At 62.5% G+C, this 22,159-nt stretch carries 16 protein-coding genes and 2 pseudogenes; 6 read left to right on the top strand and 12 right to left on the bottom strand.

The genetic code is table 11. The features are described 5' to 3' along the window. Positions 1 to 86 precede the first annotated feature (86 nt). From AC628_RS00250 to AC628_RS00225, 6 genes and pseudogenes are all read left to right on the top strand, one after another. Positions 87 to 803 carry a nitrogen fixation protein NifQ gene (locus AC628_RS00250; RefSeq protein ID WP_210190137.1) on the top strand — a complete coding sequence of 239 codons (717 nt, stop codon included), beginning with the start codon at positions 87 to 89 and terminating at the stop codon, positions 801 to 803. Positions 804 to 1,180: 377 nt separating this feature from the next. Continuing rightward, a complete protein-coding gene (gene nifV, locus AC628_RS00245) occupies positions 1,181 to 2,371 on the top strand; it encodes a homocitrate synthase (protein WP_074124749.1) in 1,191 nt (396 codons plus the stop codon). 222 nt (positions 2,372 to 2,593) lie between these two features. Then, positions 2,594 to 2,951: pseudogene (nifW, locus tag AC628_RS00240) on the top strand (nitrogenase stabilizing/protective protein NifW). 1,042 nt (positions 2,952 to 3,993) lie between these two features. Continuing rightward, positions 3,994 to 5,103, top strand: a complete 1,110-nt coding sequence (locus tag AC628_RS00235) for an electron transfer flavoprotein subunit alpha/FixB family protein (RefSeq protein ID WP_074124714.1) — start codon at positions 3,994 to 3,996, stop codon at positions 5,101 to 5,103. A 9-nt stretch (positions 5,104 to 5,112) separates the two neighbouring features. Further along, entirely contained in the window at positions 5,113 to 6,420 is a 1,308-nt protein-coding gene (locus AC628_RS00230) for an FAD-dependent oxidoreductase (protein ID WP_074124713.1), read from the top strand. Positions 6,421 to 6,471: 51 nt separating this feature from the next. Beyond that, positions 6,472 to 6,771: a ferredoxin family protein gene (locus tag AC628_RS00225; RefSeq protein WP_074124712.1), complete on the top strand. Its 300-nt coding sequence runs from the start codon at positions 6,472 to 6,474 to the stop codon at positions 6,769 to 6,771. Between the two features lie 1,081 nt (positions 6,772 to 7,852). On the opposite strand, the gene ahpD is transcribed toward AC628_RS00225, so the two are convergent. From ahpD to metE, 12 genes and pseudogenes are all read right to left on the bottom strand, one after another. After that, on the bottom strand, positions 7,853 to 8,401 hold the full coding sequence (ahpD, locus tag AC628_RS00215; protein WP_074124710.1) for an alkylhydroperoxidase, AhpD family: 549 nt from the start codon (positions 8,399 to 8,401) through the stop codon (positions 7,853 to 7,855). Between the two features lie 6 nt (positions 8,402 to 8,407). Continuing rightward, complete coding sequence (locus tag AC628_RS00210; RefSeq protein WP_074124709.1) at positions 8,408 to 8,962, bottom strand: peroxiredoxin; 555 nt, start codon at positions 8,960 to 8,962, stop codon at positions 8,408 to 8,410. A 1,204-nt stretch (positions 8,963 to 10,166) separates the two neighbouring features. Further along, positions 10,167 to 11,069 carry a terpene synthase family protein gene (locus AC628_RS00205; RefSeq protein WP_074124708.1) on the bottom strand — a complete coding sequence of 301 codons (903 nt, stop codon included), beginning with the start codon at positions 11,067 to 11,069 and terminating at the stop codon, positions 10,167 to 10,169. Beyond that, positions 11,066 to 12,611, bottom strand: a pseudogene (locus tag AC628_RS00200) (hypothetical protein). Before AC628_RS00200 ends, AC628_RS00205 begins: the two are co-directional and overlap by 4 nt. A gap of 152 nt (positions 12,612 to 12,763) precedes the next feature. Next, positions 12,764 to 13,771: a polyprenyl synthetase family protein gene (locus AC628_RS00195; RefSeq protein ID WP_502689520.1), complete on the bottom strand. Its 1,008-nt coding sequence runs from the start codon at positions 13,769 to 13,771 to the stop codon at positions 12,764 to 12,766. An 85-nt stretch (positions 13,772 to 13,856) separates the two neighbouring features. Continuing rightward, on the bottom strand, positions 13,857 to 15,200 hold the full coding sequence (locus AC628_RS00190; protein ID WP_074124747.1) for a cytochrome P450: 1,344 nt from the start codon (positions 15,198 to 15,200) through the stop codon (positions 13,857 to 13,859). Next, positions 15,200 to 16,045: an SDR family oxidoreductase gene (locus AC628_RS00185; RefSeq protein WP_074124707.1), complete on the bottom strand. Its 846-nt coding sequence runs from the start codon at positions 16,043 to 16,045 to the stop codon at positions 15,200 to 15,202. The genes AC628_RS00190 and AC628_RS00185 overlap by 1 nt, the downstream gene beginning before the upstream one ends. Continuing rightward, the gene (locus AC628_RS00180; protein WP_074124706.1) at positions 16,032 to 16,340 is read right to left on the bottom strand and encodes a ferredoxin; all 309 of its coding nucleotides are present in this window, start codon (positions 16,338 to 16,340) and stop codon (positions 16,032 to 16,034) included. Before AC628_RS00180 ends, AC628_RS00185 begins: the two co-directional genes overlap by 14 nt. A gap of 1 nt (position 16,341) precedes the next feature. After that, entirely contained in the window at positions 16,342 to 17,631 is a 1,290-nt protein-coding gene (locus tag AC628_RS00175; RefSeq protein ID WP_074124705.1) for a cytochrome P450, read from the bottom strand. Positions 17,632 to 17,731: 100 nt separating this feature from the next. Continuing rightward, positions 17,732 to 18,934 (bottom strand): cytochrome P450, encoded by a 1,203-nt coding sequence (locus AC628_RS00170; protein ID WP_074124704.1) that lies wholly within the window; start codon positions 18,932 to 18,934, stop codon positions 17,732 to 17,734. Positions 18,935 to 19,510: 576 nt separating this feature from the next. Continuing rightward, positions 19,511 to 19,708: a hypothetical protein gene (locus AC628_RS00165; RefSeq protein WP_143201351.1), complete on the bottom strand. Its 198-nt coding sequence runs from the start codon at positions 19,706 to 19,708 to the stop codon at positions 19,511 to 19,513. A 17-nt stretch (positions 19,709 to 19,725) separates the two neighbouring features. Next, complete coding sequence (gene metE, locus AC628_RS00160) at positions 19,726 to 22,077, bottom strand: 5-methyltetrahydropteroyltriglutamate--homocysteine S-methyltransferase (protein WP_074124702.1); 2,352 nt, start codon at positions 22,075 to 22,077, stop codon at positions 19,726 to 19,728. Between the last annotated feature and the right edge of the window lie 82 nt (positions 22,078 to 22,159).

The following is a 22,159-nucleotide window of genomic DNA, read 5'->3' as shown; positions in this document are numbered from 1 at the left end:
CCGGGAGACCGGCATTCCGACGAAAGACGCCTCACCAGGATGGTGAGGCGGCGTAGCGTATTTGGACCCGCGGTGGAAAGGACCACATGTTTGAAGCGAAGTTGCTTCCGCCATTAATTGGTGGTGCGACCGCTGCGCGCGAGAGCGTGCACAAAGGTATTGCAACCTACCACCTGCTCACTGGAGTGTCCCCCGCAGACGCCGAGATAGTTGCCGACAGCGACTTCGATCGCCACGTGCTGGCATCTATTCTGGCAGCGGCCTCGATGGACGGTGGTCCACTTCCCGACAAAGCCGGCCTCGCAGCCCATGAACTGGCGGCGCTGTTGGAACAGTACTTCCCGTCGATTGAGATCAAAATCGAACAGTCGGCCGCGGGTGTTGAGGCCAATGTGACCGACGAGGTCGCAATGGTGCGTGATCTCCTGCTCTCGCGACGGTCGACGGAAGGAGATATTGGCCGCTGGCTGGCCGCAATGATCGCGCGACGCGCAATCGAGCCGGATCACTTATGGGAAGACCTCGGATTGCGCAACCGAGGCGAACTCTCACGGCTTCTAAGTCGCCATTTCGCGCCGCTCGCGGCGTGCAATATCAACAATATGCGATGGAAGCGGTTCTTCTATCGCACGCTATGCGAGGACGAGGGCCTCGTGATGTGTACGACGCCGGTGTGCACCCAATGTAACGATTTCGACGTCTGCTTTGGCGATGAAAGCGGCGAGAGCCGGATGGCCGAGCGCCGGCGCGACGTTCTGTTGCAGGCGGAGAGCCAGATCGTCGCCGGTGACTGGCCCATCTGAGCCAGGGGTCGGATCGTCTGTCGCCCGGCTTTCCAGAGGCTTCGCGATGAGCGGGCGAGCCGGCCGAATTCGTCTTAATTCTCATGGGCTTTGTCCGACGGGCTTTGTCGCAGATAGGCTGCAAGGTTGTTACGCGAGCGCAGGCTGGCAAGCCACCATGTGTTCCGCAGGATCTCGCTGTCCATTTGTAATGCAAGCCGAGATGAACGAGAGCTCGGCGAGGCGGAAAGTCAAGTTGACGCGTGCGCTCTGCAACCCTGTCGCCTTTGCGACAAACCAATTGGGACAAAAAACATATCTGCCAATCGGCTGGTGCCGGCGTGGCATGCCGGTTGCTGGAGTACTCCGTGGTCAAACCCAGCAAGGAGATTCGCGTGATCGCTGCCGCCGCAACTGTCGCCAAACCGTCGTGGTCCGAATTGGCAACGGCCAAACCGATCGTGCTCAACGACACGACATTGCGCGACGGCGAACAGGCGCCTGGCGTCGCGTTCACCGCCGACGAAAAGCTGGCGATAGCACGGGCGCTGGCGCGGGCGGGGGTCACCGAAGTCGAGGCCGGGACGCCGGCCATGGGCAGTGAGGAGATCGCTGCCATCCGCGGCATCGTCGAGGCGGGTCTCCCGCTCACCACCATTGGCTGGTGCCGGATGCGAGAGGCCGATGTCGATGCGGCGATCGAGGCCAAGGTATCCATGGTCAACATGTCGATCCCCGCCTCCGACGTGCAAATCGCGGCCAAGATTGGCGGCAACCGCGAATTGGCGCTGGAGCGAATGAAGCGAGTGGTGGGGTACGCCTGTGAGCGAGGGCTCAAGGTCGCTGTCGGCGGCGAGGACTCTTCCCGTGCCGATATCGAGTTTCTCATCACGCTGGTCGCAACCGCAAAAGAGGCAGGTGCGCGGCGCTTTCGCATTGCCGATACGCTCAGCGTGCTTGATCCAGATTCAACTTGCGCGCTGGTCGGACATTTGCGTGCGTCCACCGTTCTTGAGCTCGAGTTTCACGGCCACGACGATCTCGGGCTCGCGACCGCCAACACGCTCGCTGCCATCAAAGCCGGTGCGAGCCATGCTTCGGTGACGGTCATTGGGCTCGGCGAGCGTGCGGGCAACGCGCCGCTGGAGGAGGTCGCAGTCGCGCTAAAACAGCTCTACGGACGGCAGACCAGCATCATACTGCCGGAGCTTGAGAACGTCGCTGCGGTGGTCGCGGCGGCGGCAGCTCGTGCGATTCCTCTGAACAAGGCGATCGTCGGTGAGCATGTATTCACCCACGAATCCGGGATTCATGTCGACGGCCTGTTGAAGGATCAACGCACCTATCAGTGGCTTGACCCGCATTTACTAGGTCGCTCCAACCGTTTTGTGATCGGCAAACATTCTGGACTTTCGGCGATCACAACGCTGCTCGACGAATTGCAGCTTGCCGCCAGCGCCGATGAGGCAAGACAGATTCTGTCGCGGGTGCGGAAATATGCCGTCGAGAATAAACTGCCGGTTGAGCGCGAGACATTGGTTGCGATTTGGCGCGACATCTGTGAACGCACATTGAGCCATCGCGCGTGAAGTCATGTCCAGTATTGTCCCCGCCGGCCATTGCCGGCGTCCAAGTGGCCGACCGCGCGCGGCGCCTCGAGGAGGCGATGCGGTGCTGCTCGACGGCTTCGCGTTTTCTGAAGCCTTGGTTGGGCGATAGTTGGGCTCTGCGCGGCAAAGGTGCGGGCGGGATTGTGCGGCTGTACCAGTTCCCGGCTGCACGCCGGGGGTCGAACGAAGGGAGAGTTTTCGATGAGCGACACACCGGCGACAGGCATCATGGAACGGCTCAACGCGGCCGCCTCAGCAGAGGAGTTTTTTTTTGCTTCTTGGCGTCGCCTACGACTCCAAGATTCTCCACGTCGCACGCCTGCATATCTTGGGGCGCATGGGGCAACATCTCGCCAAGGAACAATTCGTCGGCGTTTCGGAACCAGAGGTCAAGGCACGGTGCAAGGCAATTCTGGAGCAGGCCTATGCCGATTTCGTGGTGTCGTCCCCAATCGACCAGAGAGTATTCAAGGTTTTGAAGGATGTGGTCGCAGAGCCCAAGAACGCAGAGCCCAAGAGGCCCGCCGCCTTCGTGCCATTGAGTGTTCTGATGAAGTAGCCGCGTCGCCGCCTCGGTGCGGGTTGTTCCGCGCCACGTTGTTGTCACGGCGCCAGGCGCGATCTTCGTCTTCATTAAGCTCAGCTCGCTGCGCTCATTGCGCAAGGCGGCATTGTTGGATTCGCGACCATGTCCGGAGTGTCGTGTGTTGAAAGTGATCTCCACCAGATCACACCAAGCCATTGCTTTGACATCCGATTTTCGATGGCGCCGGGACTGGTACGACACTTGCTGTTCTGCTGCCACGTCTGTCATTGACGACGTCCTGCCGACCTTTGTTCCAGATGAGATTTGGAGGAAGAACAATGACGTTGCTTTTGCTGCTCATTCCCAGTGCCGCGATCATTTCATGGCTCATGCTCACGCGAGCTCCGTTCGGAAATCGCGTTCGATGCAATTGAGGTCGGGGATTGACCGGAGATGGCGATCCGAAGCTAACCCAAGCATTCACGCGAGCGTCGGGAGAAGGCATGCATACTGACGTCTGCATCAAGCAGGTCAACGAGTTCGCGCTGATCTTCCAACACCCCGTGACCGGCGGCCTCATGTGTCAGGAGGACATATCTTCATGTTGGTGTCGGATTTCGTTGCGCTGGAAGACACGTACAAACTACATGACGGGTTCAGCGACAAGAGTACCGCGCTCGTCACAATCACCGCGTAGCGCCACGTCGAAGGCCGCGCGCGAGTGTTGCGCACAGATCGGAGCTGCCTGGTCAACGGTGCTGGAAGCGATAAGCCGCACTGGCCGCGCCGGTACGGCTGACGCGGTGAGGCTGGCTCGGGCGCCGGCCGCAATATGGGGCGCGGAGAATGCTGGAGCCAAGGACATCTTCAAGCAAGGCCTGTCGAAACGTGACCTGTGCGGCAACCGGCCATCGCCGAGCACTCATTATTGCGCTGGGGCCGCGCCGGGAAGGCGAAGCCGGCGGCGGCAGCCGCGAAGCCGGTCCGGCACTGATCAATCCATCTTCAAGGGGCAATCGAAGCTAGAGCGCGATCCTGTGGCGCGGGCGCGCTGGTTCTGAGGGGATTCATAGGTATGAGCAACGTCACCAAAGCTGCCACGCCGGCCGTGGGCGGCCGTGCCGCAGCCAAAAGAGAATTGCCGGAGCACTTTAAGGCCTACAAGCACGTCTGGGTCTTCGTCGAGCAGGAGCGCGGGCAGGTGCATCCCGTTTCCTGGGAGCTCATGGGCGCGGGCCGCAGGCTTGCCGACAAGCTGAAGGTTGATCTCGCCGCAATTGTAATCGGTCCGGAGGGGGAGGCGACGCGCAATGCCGCGCTTGAATCGTTCTGCTATGGCGCCGATCTGAGCTATCTCGTGCCCGACAACATTCTGTCGGAGTATCGCAATGAATCATATACCAAGGCGCTGACGGAGCTTGTCAACGCCTACAAGCCAGAGATCCTGCTGCTCGGCGCCACCACGCTCGGTCGCGACCTGGCGGGATCCGTCGCGACGACGCTTCTGACAGGCCTGACCGCCGACTGCACTGAGCTCGATGTCGACGCTGATGGTTCGCTTGCGGCCACACGTCCGACCTTTGGCGGTTCGCTGCTCTGCACGATCTACACCTTGAATTACCGGCCGCAGATGGCAACCGTCCGCCCGCGCGTCATGCCGATGCCCGAGCGTGTCGAGCGCGATGCGTCTCGGATCATTATCCACCCGCTTGGTCTTGTTGAGGACGATATCGTCACCAAGGTGCTGTCGTTCATTCCGGACCGCGATTCCGAAACGTCCAATCTTGCCTATGCCGATGTCGTGGTCGCCGGCGGCTTGGGGCTCGGATCGCAGGACAACTTCCACCTGGTGCGCGAGCTCGCAACGGCCCTCGGCGCCGAATATGGTTGCTCGCGTCCTCTGGTGCAAAAGGGCTGGGTCTCGACTGACCGGCAAATTGGCCAGACCGGCAAGACCATTCGGCCAAAGCTTTATATTGCAGCTGGCATATCCGGCGCGATCCAGCACCGGGTTGGCGTGGAAGGTGCCGATCTGATTGTCGCAATCAATACCGACAAGAATGCGCCGATATTCGATTTCGCTCATATCGCCATTGTCAACGACGCCCTGCACTTGTTGCCGGCGTTGACGGCCGCATTTCGAGCGCGGCTTTTGCCGCATTCGCGCGCCCAGATCGCGAGCTAGGAGATTGTCATGATCGATGAGAGGTTCGACGCAATCGTCGTCGGCGCCGGGATGGCAGGCAACGCGGCGGCACTGACCATGGCCAAGCGCGGCATGAACGTCCTGCAGCTCGAGCGCGGCGAATATGCGGGATCGAAGAATGTGCAGGGTGCGATTCTCTATGCCGACATGATGGAAAAGCTGATACCGGACTTCCGCGAGGAGGCGCCGCTCGAACGTCATCTGGTCGAGCAGCGGTTCTGGATAATGGACGATCGGTCCCACCTCGGCATGCAGTATCGCTCCGACGACTTCAACGAGGAGCGGCCGAACCGCTATACCATCATTCGCGCGCAGTTCGATAAATGGTTCTCGTCAAAAGTGCGGGAGGCTGGCGCGACCGTATTATGCGAGACGACAGTCACCGATCTGGCACGAGACGACCATGGAAGAGTGATTGGCGTTCGTACAGATCGGCGCGACGGCGAGATCCACGCTGACGTCGTGGTGCTGGCCGAAGGGGTTATTGGCCTGCTTGGGACGCGTGCGGGCCTCCGCCCGCGGCCCGAGCCCGACAAGGTGGCATTGGCGGTGAAGGAAATGCACTTCTTGCCGCGCGAGACGATCGAGGCTCGCTTCAATCTCGAGGGTGATGAGGGTCTCGTGATTGAAGCCGCAGGTACCATATCCCGCGGCATGACGGGAATGGGTTTCATCTATGCCAACAAGGAGTGCATTTCGCTCGGTATTGGTTGCCTTGTCGCCGATTTCCAGCGCACCGGTGAGACGCCTTACGGGTTGCTCGATCACTTCAAGAGGCATCCATCCGTGGCGCCCCTGATCGCAGGCTCCGAGGTCAAGGAATACTCCGCGCATCTCATTCCCGAGGGCGGTTACAAGGCGATCCCGCAGCTCTATGGCGAGGGCTGGGTGGTGGCAGGCGACGCGGCGCAGCTCAACAACGCTGTCCATCGCGAAGGTTCTAATCTTGCGATGACCTCAGGCCGCATCGCCGCCGAAGCAATCTTAGAGGTAAAATCGCGCGGCGATCGCATGACCGCAAAGAATCTGTCGCTTTACAAGAGGATGCTGGATGATTCTTTCGTCATGAAGGATCTGAAGAAATACAAGGATTTGCCGACGCTAATGCACACCAATTCGCAAAACTATTTCCTCACCTATCCGCAACTGTTCTCAAGGGCGATGCAGAACTTCGTGCGTGTCGATGGTATGCCGAAGGCTGAGAAGGAGAAGATGACATTGAAATCCTTTGTAAAAGCGCGGTCGTGGACAGGTCTGTTCGGTGATGCATTTCGCTTCGCTCGCGCATGGCGCTGACACAAAGTCAGTCGAACAAACAAAGTCGATGAGAACAAAGGAGGCTAACACATGAATGCCGAGCTGCCCTCAATGCGCGTCGAGGACAAACTGTACTACAATCGCTATCTTGTCGACGTCGGCCGGCCCCACGTCAAGGTTCGCGCGCACGCGACGCCTTCGCCGCAGCTCCTTGCACTTTTGAAAGCCTGCCCCGCACGCTGCTATGAGTTGAACGAGAAGGGGCAGGTCGAGGTCACCGTCGACGGCTGCATAGAGTGTGGCACATGCCGCATCATTTCCGGGCCAACCGGCGACATCGAGTGGAGCTATCCGCGAGGTGGATATGGCGTGTTGTTCAAGTTTGGGTGAGGCTGAATGATCGCGGGTGACGCCAATGAGCGAGACGATCCCGCCACGGTTCCGACACGGTTCTCCCTGGCTTGAGGCCGGTACCGGGCATAGTTTCTCCAGGTCGAAATCTGCAAGATCAGGCACGGCAGAAGCGTGGCAGCGCCATTTTCTCGGCGCGAGCTTGCGCGCTCATCTGTTCGGACCTGCAATGGCCACAGACGAGCTGGACAGAACAATGTTTGCGCGGGACCGTACGAAAGTCCCCTAAACCTAGCGGTTACCAACGAACTGGCATTCTTGATCAATATCCCAAGACATAAAAAGTTGTCGGGTGCGCAGAGCGGCGGACAACCTCGTGATCTGCCATATCCATCTGTGGTCATCGCGCGGTTTCGATGGTCCACCTCCTCAACAACGATTCTAAAGAAACGCTACACGCCGGCAAACGGAGAGATGCGCGGCTTACCCTGCAGCGGCTAGAGTTTCGGCCAATCGTCATGGCCGTAAAGCGATCGGAGGCGGAGCCCAATGAGCGATCGGACGTCTCGCGCTGAGAGTTATCGATCCGCAATCCTGACGTAGCGTGAGATTTGCATTTCGCATTGGTTCTGTTAGGTGGGACAGGTCTGGGGGCCACCTAAGGGAATCATGATCGAATGAAAAAATTGGTGTTTGTGACTGCCGTCGTGCTCGCAGCGGCGGTGCCGACTTTCGTCGCTGAGGCCGCCGGACCGGCGGACATCAATGAGCAGGTCGTGAATGACTCAGATATTTGCAGCGCTAGCCCGGAGATGGCTTGGGTCTGCCGAATCTTTGATTGCTTAGCCACCGCCGGGTGCAGATTGAACTAACAATAAACAGAAAATGAGGTCAATTTCCCAGTACACTGCTTGAGGGCCACAGCAGTCCCATTCTCTTCGCGTGGAGATACACTGTCAGATGATGCGGCGCGCCATTTTCAGTGTCCGCTCATCGTCAGTTCCGCTCGAGCGATTCAGGGCGTCGCTGACGAAGGGCGTGAGGGTAGATTTTGGGCAAGCATCAAGTTCCGAATGCGGCCCTCACCCCACCTGGTAAGAGAGCGGGCAGTGAGGTTAGATCACCCTGTCGTCGGGGCAGCGGGGTGCCCCGCCGCTTCGATCGCAACTGCAACCGACTGTACGATGGCGGCAAAACGCGCCGCAGTCTGGATCGTCTCAGTACTGACGCCTGCCGCACGCAGTGCCTTCTCATGAGCGTCAATACAGGCGCCGCAGCCGTTTATGGCGGAGACCGCCAAGGACCAGAGTTCGAAATCGGACTTGTCCACGCCGGGATTACTAATCACGTTCATGCGCAGCCGCGCTGGCATCATCTTGTACTCCGGATTGGCGGCGAGGTGGACGAAGCGGTAATAGACGTTGTTCATCGCCGTCACGGAAGCTGCAGATCTCGCAGCCGCGATCGCAACTGGGGGCATCACGGCGGCAGCAGCCGATTCCATCGCGGCGATCACGGCCGGATTACGGGTGGCTATCGCGCTCGCCAACAATAGCCCATACTGGCGCTGCGGCGTCAGCGTCTCATCGGCGACCATCGACATCAGGTTGAGCCTGATGTCCTTTGCGAAGTCGGGGATCTGTTCCTTCAACTGCTCGATTGACGACATGCTACCTCAAGCAACGTTCAGCGTTTCGCCTCCGATCTCGCGATTGCACGGGCAGAGTTCGTCAGTCTGCAGTGCGTCCAGAACGCGAAGCGTGTCCTTGGGGCTGCGGCCGACATTGAGATTGGTCGCATAGACGTGCTGGATGGTATTGTCAGGATCAGCGATAAAGGTATATCGGTAAGCGACGCCCTCTGGCGAACGCACACCAAGGCCATCGACCAGGGCCCCTGTGGTATCGGCAAATTGCCAGATCGGCAGATTTTGCAGGTCGTGGTGTGAGCGTCGCCAAGCGAGCTTGCAGAACTCGTTGTCGGTCGAACCACCCAGTACGACCGCATCGCGGTCGGCAAAATCTTTGGATAGCCGGGCAAACTCGGCGATCTCGGTCGGGCAGACGAAAGTGAAATCCTTCGGGTAGAAGAAGATAATCTTCCATTTCCCGGAAAAGCTGTCTTCAGTCAAAGTTTCGAATGCGCTCTGTCCGTCTTCCTGTGGCGCATGAAAGCCAGGCTTTACGCCTGTGATTTCGAACGACGGCAACTTACTTCCAATTCCAAGCATATCGTCCTCCCAAGATCCCGTGCTTCCGCTATAAGCAAAGCAAGGCGTGTGCCACGTGATCTCGCGATGGAGTTGGTCGAGCAGCAAGCGGGATGGTTGCTATTGGGGCATCTGATGCCATTGGTATGTTGGTTGGTTACTCGAGCATCGCCGTCCCGGCGTATTCGCCAGCATCTGCTTCATGCCGCTCGGCTATTGACCGGGCAGTTCATGCACCGTCAGCGGAAGCCGACGAGCAGGGGCGGACCTCAAATTCTGTTGAGTGGCGGCGGGCGAGAATGCGGGCAGAGGAGCCGCTCCTGGTGTTGGTTTCGGTGCAAGCTGATGCACCGCTGGCCTCGCGCGCTTGGTTGGGCCGCACGAGGCATACGTTTGGACAGCCTAGCATTGACCGCTTTGGCGGCGAGGCGTTAGCGTGACATGCCGAACGCGATACACTCAAAGCATTTGGTAGAGACTTCCATATATTGTTTCCAGGCTCGATGCTCATTTTTGACTTCGCTCGGTCGGCCTTGCGTTGCGACCGACGACGAGCATGAAGCGCACGACGAGAGTGCCCACTATTGTCGAAAAGTGGACAACGCGCACCCCTCCGAATTCACAATGATGCTTGCCGGTTGGCCAAAGCAAAATGGAAGGGCGAGGCGCATGCTTCCATTCTTCAACTTAGAGCCGACAAGCAGTAAAAAATGCAGCGCGTCTAGTGTTGCCCGACGCAGACAGTGGACTGGCCGCAAGCAATGATAGGCAGCGAGGGTCGGTTCGCCGCTAGGCGCAAATTGAATCACGCCCTCCCGCGCGTGTAGCGATCAGCCTGGCGAGCACGACCAGCTATTCCTTGGCGTGTAGAACAGTTGTACTCACGTTTTGAGACGATTGACGGGTATTACCATGATTGAGCAGAGCGCAGTTGTTGCAAAGACGACCGTCGCAGAGCGGTGGTCAAAAAACAGCAGCAAAAGAAGCAGCTGATGGGCAACCGACTGATGGAAACATCGATTAGAACACGGCGGCAGCGAAGAAGCCGACCGAGAAGACGTCGGATATTCAAATCACGGAGGAAGCGGTACTGATGTCGTCCTAATTACTTTGAGTTTCTCAAGGGTCGGTGTCGGTCTTGCTGGCTCCATCGGTCGCATCGGGCGACGGCGTTGCGTCGGATCGAACCGACGGCAGCGCGCGTACGCCGCGGTCTCCCGCGAGTTCAGACCGGCGTACGCTGGCCTCTCCTCGCAGCGTCGTTACGGTAGCGGCTGGTCGAGGTCTGGTAGTACTGCGTGCGGATGGCCGCCATGGTCTCGATCAATGGTCCCCACGGCGTGGGAAAGCGTTCTTCCGCCATCACGCGGTGCAGCATGCGAGCATAGCCGGCCAGCTCGTCGTTGAGGAACTCCACCACAGGCATATCCGGATAGCGTTGCAGCAGCAGGATCGCAGCATTGTCGACCTCGCCGGCCAACCTGTCCTTGTCGCGTCCAACAAGATCGTTCTGCAGGCGCCCTATCGCGGAGATGAGCCGCATGACCTGGCGAAACGCCGGACGCGCACGCAAGATCGCCATGTCTAGCCCCCACAGCAACGACAGGCAACAGAACACGTTCGCGTAGCCGATCGAATCGATGCCGTTGTGCAGGTACTCGGCGTAGGACCAGCGTTCCGCCCCTGCCGCCTGCGCATGTCCGGCGCGCAGCGCCGCGCAATAGCACCTGGTATCGTCGAGAAGCTGAGCATAGTCGCGACGATCGTAGGCGAGCGCGGCCATTGAAGCGCGCAGCACGGCGCAGCCCTCGAATCCGGGGAGCGCGCACGGCATGCCCTGCCCGAGCGCCTGCTCCGCCGCGGCGAGCTGCTCCGGCGCGATCAGGCCAAGGTCGTTGCAATCGTCGAGCCAGAACAGCAGCGCCAACTCGCGATAGAACGCCACGATCAGCGTTTCGTCCTGCGGATCGCGGCCGGTGCGGGCGCTGTTGTCGCGCAGGCTCGGCTGGATGCGCTGCAGGATGTACTGGCCGCCCCTAACCGCTTCCACGGCATGCTCATCGGCGAACCCGGTCAGGGAGCGCCCCCACTCCAGCACCTGCTGCAGCGCGCTTTCGGTCTGGCTCATGGCGCCGCTCCCTCGGCGTGGACGCGCCGCCCCCAATGAAGTGCCAGCCACAACCCGGCGAGTTCGGCCACACGCACGACCCGGGTGGGGCAATACAGTTCCTTGCCGATCCACAACGGCGTCTGCGGCAATGCATGCGCCGCATGGCGGGCGAGCATCCACTCCAGCGCACGCGCCACCGCCTGCGCGATACGCCAGCGCGCTGTCGGCTCTTCGCTCCCGTCCATCACGTGCAACGCGAACAGCGCATATGCGGTTTCCTCGAATGTGGACGCGCGACCGGCGCCCCAGCTGCCGTCGTCGCGCTGCGCCTGAAGTAGCGCCGCCAGCGCATACTCGTCGCGCCACTGGGGCTTGCCTTGCGCCAGCGCAGCGACCGCATGGGCGGTGGGATACAGCCACGAGACGTGCCATTTTTCGTTGTCCCATAGACCGTGCGAGTTGCGATTGGCCTCGACGTAGGCGCTGGTGCCGGCGGCGGGTTTTCCCAGTAGTCGCAACGCGTGCAGGGCATGGATGTTGGTCGACACCGAGGCATTGCGCTCGCCGGGGAAGGTGACGAACAGCTCGCCGATTTCGAAATGGCGCAACGCATTGATCGCCGGGTCGCGGCCTGCAAGACGCAGGACGCACAACGCAACGGCGGTGTCGTCCGCATCGGCGGCGAAGTGCAAGGCCGGGCCCAGACCGCGCACGCTCAGGCGGGTGTCGAGCTGCGCGACGATCACGCGCACCGCATCGGCGAGCGCGGGATGCGCGAACAGCCTGGCCAGATGCAGGGTGTATAGCGACCAGCTTGGCTCGAACACATTGATCGGCCAGACGTTGGGAACGACACCTTCGATGCCGCTGCGCGTCGCCCGAGAAGCCGCCTGCAGATATGCGTCGGCGCGCCCGACCTGCGGCGTGCTCCCTTGTATCGCGGCGTGCGCACGCCACGCGGCGGTGGCCGCCGGACTGATGCCGATGCTGCCGTCGTCATCCGGGCATGCGGAGGTCGGCGACGTCCCCCAGGCTTCCCAGGAGTGCAGCAACGGATGGCCGCTCGGCAACATCGCCACCGCCCCCCAGCTTGACCAGGCACGCTTGCTGCAGCGGCAACAGCGCCGGGTGGCGCGGAAACGCCACGCCGCCTAGCAAGGATGCGGCCTCGCCGCAAAGCTGCGGCAGGATCAGCTCCACGCCGATCGGCGCGTCTTCCGGCACCGCATGCGCGTAGGGATCGGACTGGCGCCAGAGGAACTGGGTTGCAGCTTGGACTGCGTTGGCAGCGCCGAAAAGAGGATCGGCACGCTGTAATGCCAGCAACGCCGCCCATGTGGGCGTATGGCGGAACAGCGGGAAGTCCGCGCTTCCCCATCCGCCATCGGCCTGTTGCTGCGCGATGAGCCACGCGTATGCATCCTGCCGACCGGTGATGTTGCCCTGGAACTGCAGAGTTCGCGCCGTGTCGTAGACCGACGGACCGACACTGCCGCCATCGCTCATCTCGCGCAGCAGGTGGCGCAATTCGGAAAGGATCTGTTCGGACAGCGCGTTCACGCGGGATGTTCCTTCTGCAGACGGTTGACGAGGCAGACACCGCGGCCGTGCTGGGCAAAAGCTGCAATCGGCGCCGTGGACTCGGTCATAGTGCAGCAGGCACCGCTGCCGATCGCAGCGGTATTGGGCCGCCTCCATGCGGACGGGCGCGCTCATGCGCATGGCGCGTGCTTAAACAGAAACGCGTTGGCCCGCTGCAGGATCTGCGCCAACCGTTCCGCACGCAGCCCCAGCGGGACGATGGCCTCCCCGGCGTCACGCAACAGATCCGACGCGAACTGGCGCGCCGCCTGCAGCCCCATGATCGACGCACAGGTCGGCTTCTGCGCCGCCGCGTCCTTGCCGGGAGTTTTGCCCAGCGTCGCTATATCCGCTGTCGCGTCGAGAATGTCGTCGATCACCTGCAACGCTAGGCCGAAACAGGCGCCGTAGCGATCGAGCGCACAGTACAGCGGTGCGTGCGCGGCATCATCCGAGATGGCGCATAGCGCGCCCATGCGAACGGACGCGCGCACTAGCGCTCCGCACTTCATCCGGTGCATCGCCACGATCTTGTCCAGCTCGACGTGCTTTCCAACCAGCGACAAATCCATGGCCTGCCCGCCTGCGGCACCCTCGGCTGACACCGCCTGCGCTAGTTCGCGCACGAGCGCGATACGGTGGTCGCTCGGCGTTTCCAGGCTCGCCAGGATCATGAAGGCATGCGCCTGCAGCGCATCGCCGACCAGGATCGCAGTGGCTTCGCCGAACTTGACGTGCACGGTCGGAAGGCCGCGGCGAAGCACGTCGTCGTCCATTGCGGGCAGGTCGTCGTGAACCAGGGTACAGGCGTGCATCATCTCGATGGCGGCGCCGACTTCGTCGAGCACGTGTGCTGACGTGCCGGCCAGCGCGCCTGCAGCCATGCAGAGCAACGCGCGGGTGCGCTTCCCGCCTTGCAGGGTGGCGTAGCGCATCGCCTCCATCAGCTCGGTCTCACCGTCGTATTCGGCGCAGAGACGACGCGCCAGCGCCTGTTCGACGCGCTTTGCGCCGTCCTGCATCCAGATCTCCGGCGGCAGCCTGCCGATTTCGCCGTGCACCGGCGCGCCCAATCCGCCAAGCGCGCAAACGCCAATCCCCTGTTCAAATTGCCTGGAACCGGTCTGCATGTTGTTCATATCCTTGTACCCGACAGGAGATGGCCACGGCGAGCCGCGAGCAGCCGACGCCTCCGCCACACGGGGCACGTGATACGATGCCAGCTCATGAGAATCCGATGCGGATTGTCATGGACGGATGTGCGATCGGGTAGTAGCGCCGGCCTTTTTCGACGCCATTCAGCAACCGCGGGCGTACCCCTGCCTTGTGCATGGTCAGCGCCAAGGCAATGCAGAACTGCACTAACTCCAGCCATACCAAGTGGTAGCCGATGCAGACGTGTGGGCCGGTACCGAACTGCAGCATGTCCACCGGTCGGATCGGCTCCGTGCGTTGCAACCAGCGCGCCAGGCGGAATTGATCAGGCGCCTCGTGCAGCTGCGCCGAGGTCGAGAAATGCAGCAGCGGGATGCACAGATCGGTGCCCGCGGGAATGCACCGCTGGCCAAGTTGCAAATCCTGTAGCGCGCGACGCACCAGGAGCGTGGTAGCCGGATGCACGCGCAATGTCTCGCGGAACAGCGCCTCGGCGACCGGATACTGCGCCAGGTCCGCGTGCCGGGTCGGCACCGCGCCCACACATTGCGCCTCCTCGACCAGGGCGTCCCACAGCTCAGGCTGTCGCGCCAGCTCGATCACCATCCAGGCCATCGTCGAGGCGGCGGTGTCGTGACCGCCAAGCAGCAGCAAGCGGATATTAGCGACCAGGACGTCATCGGAGAGCGCATCGTCGCTGCGATCGAAGGCACTAACCATGTCGTTGATCAACCCGGTGCGCGGGGCATGCGCGCGCGCATCGCGGACGAACTGGCGCAACTGCGCGTCGATCCAGTCCCGGGCGGCGCGGCCGCGCCGCAAGGGTAGTCCGGGCAGGTCGACCGGGGGCGCCACGACCAACTGCAGCAGTTGCTGGTACTTGCGATGCCATTCCGGCAGGTCGTGCGCGGGGATTCCCATCAGGCTGAAGATGAGTTTGAGCATCAGGCCGCCCGTTTCGCGCAGGATAGTTACGTTGCCGCGATCCCGCCACGCCTGCACCCGCTCCCAGATGATGGGCGCGAACAGCTCCCCGATGCCGGCCTCGGCCAGCCCCTTGGGCAGGAACGCCGCCTTAATCGGATCGCGCGCCTGCCGGTGAGCGCTGCCGTCCTGGACAACCAACGTTCCGCCAAACAATTCGGGCGCGATCTCTTCGATCAGCGCCGAGGACACGTCCTTGTGCCGGAGCAGTGCGAACGCATCCAGATCCACACAGGTCATCAGCTGTCCGGCAGGGCCGAAATCCAACCAGAAGTGGCTGCCCAGCGTCCGTTCGGCGTGCCGCAGCAGGCGCGACAGGTCGCAGACGACGGCGGGAAGATGTCCAATCAGAGGGAAGGCGCCGGGCACGACCGGGATGTCGTGCCGCGACCGGTGCCGACGGTTCAGCGGGTTGAGCAGCATGTCTATCAGCCGCGCGGCACCGTGACCGCATCGGCGGTGTGGCCGGCAGGCCGCGCTCCGCCGCTGTTGCCACCGTCGGCGTACGTCGGCACATGCGCCAGCATGCCGCCATCGATGCACACGACCTGGCCGGTGATGAACGCAGCATCGTCGGAGAGCAGGAACGCCACCAGCGCCGCTACGTCCTCGGGGCGGCCGACGCGCGGCAGGAGCTGGTGCCGGCGCAGATGCCGTTGCATGCGCTCGTCCAGCTTGGCGAGGAGACGCTCGGTCATAATGAGACCTGGCGCAACCGCGTTGCAGCGGATCTGCACATGACCGTACTGAGTGGCGAGCGAGCCCGATAGCATGTTCATCGCCGCCTTCGAGGCGGCGTAGGACGTCAGCGCGGTATCACCGCTGAGCCCCTGGCACGAAGACATGTTGACGATCGCTCCACCGCCGCGGGCGATCATCCGTGGGATGGCCTCCCGACAGCAGAGCAGCGTGCCGCGCAGATTGGTCGCCATGGTCTGATCCCAGACCGTCAGGTCCAGGTCGAGGATCGCGCGGTCGCGCGGGGTTAGATGCATGGCGCTCGCGTTGTTCACCAGCAGGTCGACCCCACCGAATTGCCGCTCCGCCGTCTCGAACAGCGCTGCCACCGCCTGCGCATCGGCGATGTCCATGGCCAGGGCCAGCGCGTGGCCAGCTTCGGACGCGATCTGCGCGGTGCAAGCGATGGCCGCCGAACCATCAATGTCGGCCACCACCACTCTGCAGCCCTCGCGCGCGATGGCGAGGGCGCATGCCTTGCCGATGCCGGCGCCGGCGCCAGTCACCACGGCCACCTTGCCTTCAAATCGTCCCATCGTGTCCTCCCAAATTGCGTTGGCCTTTCGCGGCATGCCGCTCCGCCTCGGCCGGAAAAGGCGCGGGGTCGGCGCTGGCGCGCTCCTCATCGCCGACGTCGCTTTCGATGACCCGAATGGCGGCGACCGGGCACTGGCTGGCCGCGAGCCGCACGCCGGCGTGCAGTGCCTGCGGGACCGTCGCCACGCACACTTCGGCTACGCCGTCCGGTTTGCGCTGGCGAAAGGTGCCCGGCAGCGTCAGCACGCACTGCCCGGTTGTTCCGCACAGATCCTGGTCGACCACGACGCGCATCTCAGCCCCCCTGCGCGTGCAGCCGCACCGGCAGCGCACGGAACGTCCGAAGGAACGCGGAGGGCTCCCGGGTCGGCTGCTCGGCCAATGCCAGCGTGGGGAAGCGCGCCTGGATCGGCGGCAGGCTCTCGGCCAACTCCACCCGGGCCAGTTGCGCACCGAGGCAGAAGTGGATGCCGTGGCCGAAGCTCAGCATGATCTTCCCGTCGGTCGACATGCCAGGACTGGTGCCGTAGAACCGCGCGGGATCGAAGCGGTCGGGATCGGCGAAGGCGTCCGGGTCGCGATTACCGGCCGCGATCAGCAGGCGCACGTCCGCGTTCTTCGGGATCACCACGCCGCCCAGTTCGATGTCGTGCTGGGCGATACGCGGAGTGGCGCTGAACATGGCGGGCGCGTCGCAGCGCAGGACTTCTTCGACGAATGCCTTCACCCCCACGGCATCTCCCTGCAGCCAGTGCCGCTGTTCGGGATAAGCCAATATGGCCAGGACCGCATGGTCGATGGTCGCAGCGGTGGTGGCGAAGCCGCCGAGCAGCATGCCCCACAGCATGCTGATCAACTCCGCATCCGAGAGCGTGTCGGCATCGTCGTCGTGTGCGCCGACAAGCGTCGACACGATGTCGTGGCGGGGATCGGTACGCTTGCGCTGTATGAGGCCGCCGAAGTAGGCCTGCACCCTGGCGCTGGCCGCGTCCGCCGCGGCGAGCTGGTGATCGCTGGCCTGCGGGTTCAGGCCTTCCAGAATGGTGCGGATGCCGGCGGCGAGCCCGAAGATGTCGTCCTGCGGCATGCCGAACAGTTCGGCGAAGACCAGCATGGACAAGGCTAGGGCGAATTCCCGATGCAGGTCCACCGCCTCCCCGCGCTCCAGCGCGGGAGTCATGCTGTCCAGGCGCGCTGCGACGATGCGCGCGATGCTCGGCCGCAGCTTGTCGATTTGGCCCATGGTGAAATCACGCGAGATCAGCCGGCGCAGACGCGTATGCGTCGGTGGGTCCTTCATCGCTAGCGTGGACGCCATCAGCTTGAGCGACAGGCTGGTCGGCACACGTGGGAAATAGCGCGCCAGTTCGCCCGGCGCCGGTCCCCGAAACGCATCGCCCGTGGCCATGAGGGCCCAGTAGATGTCGGCATGGCGGCTCAACAGAAAAAGGCCCGATGCCGCCCGATGCACCGGATCGTGCTCGCGCAACCAGCGCATGAACGGATACGGGTCGTGGATGCACGCTGGTGACGCCAGTTCGGCGAAGGCGTCCCGGCATGCTGCCGTGGTTTCTTGCATGTCCATCTTGGTTACCTGTGTTGGTTTCCTGTTGGCTGGCTGATCTGACGGGAGCGCGCACCGGCAAATTGCAGAGAAGATTGCGATCCCCGGCGGCGTCTGCGCATCACCAGATCACCGGAAACGCCTCGAACCCACCAGTGATGATCTCCTTGCGCAACTTCAGTTCTTCGGGCGCCACGGCTAGGCGCAGTGCAGGAAAACGTTGGAAGATCGAACCGAACACTACCTTGAGCTCGAGCCTCGCCAGCGCTGCGCCGATGCAGTGGTGCGGTCCGTAAGAGAACGCCAGGTGCGGATTTTCCTCGCGTCCGATGTCGAAGTTTGCCGGGGCGTCGAAATGGCGTGGATCAAACGACGTCGCCGGCAGGCCGACCAGCACCTTGCTCTCCGCGGGAATATGCATGCCCGCGATGGTCACGTCGGTCCTCGGATAGCGCATGATGCCGTCCCAGCCGGCGCCCGGCGGGTACATGCGCAGGATTTCCTCCACCGCCTTGTCCACCAGGGATGGATCGCCGACCAGGCGTTTGCGCTGTTGCGGATGGCGGAACATAGCCAGCAGGCCGAATTCGATTTGCGCGCCGGTGCTCTCGTGCCCTGCCACCAGCATGCCCGCCGCCAAGCCGATCGCCTCTTCCTCGGTTGCCTTGCCCTGGTCTACCGCCGTGAGCAGATCCGTCAGCAGGTTGTCGCCCGGATTCTGGCGCTTGTCCCGCATCTTGCCGCGAATGTAGGCGCGCAGTTCTTCCCAGGCCTGGCGCGACGCGCTGCGCGGGCCGCTTTGATGCTGGTGCGTCATCACTTCGTCGGACAGCTCGGCGAAAAAGGCGTGATCCTCGTAGAGCACGCCCATCAGCGCGCTGATGACCATGGTCGGAAGCGGAAAGGAGAGGTGACGCCGCAGGTCGGCTGGCTGGGACTGGGCCGCCAGCGTCTCGAACAGCTGCGCGGCGATCGCCTCAACCTTCTGCCCAAGCAGCTTCACCCTGCCGTCACTGAAGGCCGGCGCCACGATCGTGCGTAACCGGGCATGCTCGCCTCCCTCGTGCGAGACCAGCCACCCCTGCGAACCGAGAATCACCGAATCCGGGGTGAATGCCGCCGGCGGCATTCCCGCGGGCCGGAACGCTGCGTCCGACAGCGCCGCCTTGGCCTCGTCGTAGCCTGTCACCCACCAGCCTTCGTGCCCCGATGGGAAGCGCACGCGCTGGATCGGCCCCTTGGCGCGTAGTGCCAACATCTCGTGCGACGGCTCAATGTGATCGACGCGCCACATCGGCAGCGTCGGCAAGAGTTGTTCGGACATGATGTTACCCCACTAAGCGATGGAAAGACGGAAGCTGACGGGTGGGCGTTGCGGGCCGCCGCTTCACGTGCGCTTGCGTTCACTTCCGTTCGTCGATGATATGATGACAGGCGGGGAACGCGGCCGGATCCTAGGGCCTCAATTTGGCTTTAGCCATCTACCGAATCTTGTAGCCGGCCCTTAAGCCAAAAGCCTGGTGGCGCAAAAATATGCGGAAAACTCTTCGCCATGCGCTGCCAAACGCAAACCTATTTCCGATGGGTGTCCGCCTATGTTGGTTGGCCGCATGCGGCGTATCGCCGGCCTCCGACCGCCGGACCACGGACTTGAAGGCGCGATGCGCTGCTCGCCGCGGCGTTGATTCGCGTCAGCTGTTCGAGGATCACGCATGCGGCGCGAAGGACCACCGCACTGGCTTGGCGCGGGCAGCAACGCCCCTCTTGTGCAAATGGAGCGAATAGGCTCGCCCCACGGGATGCTGGCCTCCAGTCCGGTCAGCACCTTGAATCAGAACCCACCTGATTCGGGAATACCCAATCGAATCAGCCTCAGACGATCATGCTCCAGCCCTGCGAGTCAGATGCGTTGTCCGGCAGACGTACCGAGGTGAAGCGCCAGAATCTGTTCTGGCGTCTCGTTCACCACGATGGTTTGAGCGCCGACGAATTCCAGGATCGTCTTGTCGCGCTCGCGCGACATGCCGCTAACGAGCGAGATGTTGACATAGTAGGATTCCGCTTTGCCGTAGCGGGTGCATTTGATCCAGAATTGCATCGGCAGGCTCCCTGACATCAGCCTGCTGCCCGCAGCTCGCGCGCGGCCGCCACCATGTTGACGAGTGCCGGACGGACCTCGTCCCATTTGCGAGTTTTCAGGCCGCAATCCGGATTGACCCAGAGCTGGTCGTCGGACAGGCGCTGCCGCGCCAGCTTGAGCAGCTCCGTCATCTCGGTGACCTCAGGCACACGCGGCGAGTGGATGTCGTAGACGCCGGGTCCGATCTCGTTCGGATAGCGGTAGTTCCGGAATGCGTCCAGCAACTCCATCTTCGATCGCGATGTCTCGATCGAGATCACGTCGGCATCCATCGTGCCGATCGCGTCGATGATGTCGTTGAATTCGGAGTAGCACATATGGGTGTGGATCTGGGTCTCGTCCCGGACGCCCGACGAGCAGATGCGGAAGCATTCTACCGCCCAGTCGAGATAGGTTGCCCACTCCGAGCGCCGCAGCGGCAGGCCTTCGCGCAAGGCGGCCTCGTCGATCTGGATCATGCCAGCGCCGGCGCCTTCGAGATCTGTAACCTCGTCGCGGATGGCGAGCGCGATCTGGCGGCAGGCTTGGCTGCGCGGAATGTCGTCGCGGACGAAGGACCAATTCAGGATGGTGACCGGGCCGGTCAGCATCGCCTTTACCGGCTTTGTGGTGAGCGACTGCGCATACTGCCACCATTCGACGGTCATCGGCTTCGGACGGGACACGTCGCCGAACAGGATCGGCGGCCTGACATAGCGCGAGCCGTAGGACTGCACCCAGGCGTTCTCGGTGAAGACGAATCCTAAGAGCTGCTCACCGAAGTACTGCACCATGTCGTTGCGCTCGAACTCGCCATGGACGAGCACATCGAGGCCGATGCTTTCCTGCCAGCGCACGGTGCGTGCCGTCTGGTTTTGCAGGAAGGTCTTGTAGGCCGTATCACTCAGGTCTCCCTTGGCATGCGAGGCGCGCGCCTTCCTGATTTCCTGGGTCTGCGGGAAGGAGCCGATCGTCGTCGTGGGGAAAGCTGGCAGGTTGAAGCGCGCATGCTGCACTTCGGTTCGTTTCTCGAACCGACTGGCGCGCCGACGCATTGCCTCGTCGATCCCGGCGATACGGCTTGCCACCTTCGCGTCGTGAATGCGCGGCGAGGTCTTGCGCGCTAGCGCGGCAGCGTCGGATGCCTTTAAGTACTTTGTGATCGACCTGCGCCCGCTTGCAAGTGACGTGCCGAGCGCGGCCAGCTCTTCGATCTTCTGCATGGAGAAGGCCAGCCAGCTCTTCACCTCGGCGTCGAGCTTGGCTTCCAGGGCGAGATCGATCGGCACATGCAGCAGCGAGCAGGAGGGTGCGATCTGCACGCGGTCGTTGCCGAGCTTTGCGACGACTGGCTCAAGCCGGTCGAGGATTCTGCTCAGATCGGCGCGCCAGACGTTGCGGCCGTCGAGCACACCGAGCGAGACGACGCGGTCGGCGGGCAGGCGGGCGAGGTCGTCGAGCTGCTCGGGCGCGCGCACCAAGTCGAAATGCAGACCGGCCACTGGAAGCGCGAACGCCGTGTCGCGGTTCTGGCCGAGGCCGCCGAAATAGCTCGCCAGCATGATCTTGATGTGCGGCACTGCCCTGGCGATTTCGGCATAGGCACGCCCCAGCGCGTCATGAGCCGCCTCGTCGAGATCCAGCACCAGACAGGGCTCGTCAATTTGAACCCATTCTGCGCCGCGGCTGGCAAGCTCCCGCAGCACCTCGACATAGACCGGCAGCAGCCGGTCCAGCAGCGACAGCGGCTCGAAGCCGGCATCCTTGCTCTTGGCGAGCTTGAGGAAGGTGACCGGACCGACCAGCACGGGTCGGGTCTGGTAGCCCAGCGCCTTGGCTTCCTCGTATTCCTCGATCGGCTTGCGCGAGATGAGGCGGAATTGCTGATCCTTCGCAAGTTCCGGAACCATATAGTGGTAGTTGGTGTCGAACCACTTGGTCATTTCTTGCGCCGGCAGGCTTTGGCCATGATGGGCGTTGCCGCGGGACGCATCGTGCGGGTTGCCTTGGACATCACCCTGGCTGCCGCGCGCCATCGCAAAATAGGTCGCAAGCGGTATTGGGCCGCTGGTCCAGCCATAGATAGCGGGGATCGCACCAACCATCACCGAGGTGTCGAGCACCTGGTCGTAGAACGAGAAATCGTTCGACGGGATCACCGAGACGCCGAGCTTTTTCTGCCGCGCCCAGTTGGCGGTACGCAATCCGATCCCGGCTTCGATCAATGCCTTCTCGTCCGATGTGCCGGACCAGAAGCTTTCGAGCGCAAGCTTGAGCTCGCGGCGTGGACCGATGCGCGGCGTACCAAGAGTTGCGACCGCAAGTGAGGAGATAGAAGTAGAGGACATTGGCTTAACCCCAAAGTTGGGGGCAAAGGCCGTAGTGACACGTCTGGACTCCGCAAGGCGCGTTGAGGGGCGAGCGGGTCGC

Source organism: Bradyrhizobium sp. NAS96.2 (genome assembly GCF_001908235.1).
Classification (GTDB): Bacteria; Pseudomonadota; Alphaproteobacteria; order Rhizobiales; family Xanthobacteraceae; genus Bradyrhizobium.
Note: the sequence above shows the minus strand (reverse complement) of the source record. Positions and strands in the feature narration are given on the sequence as shown.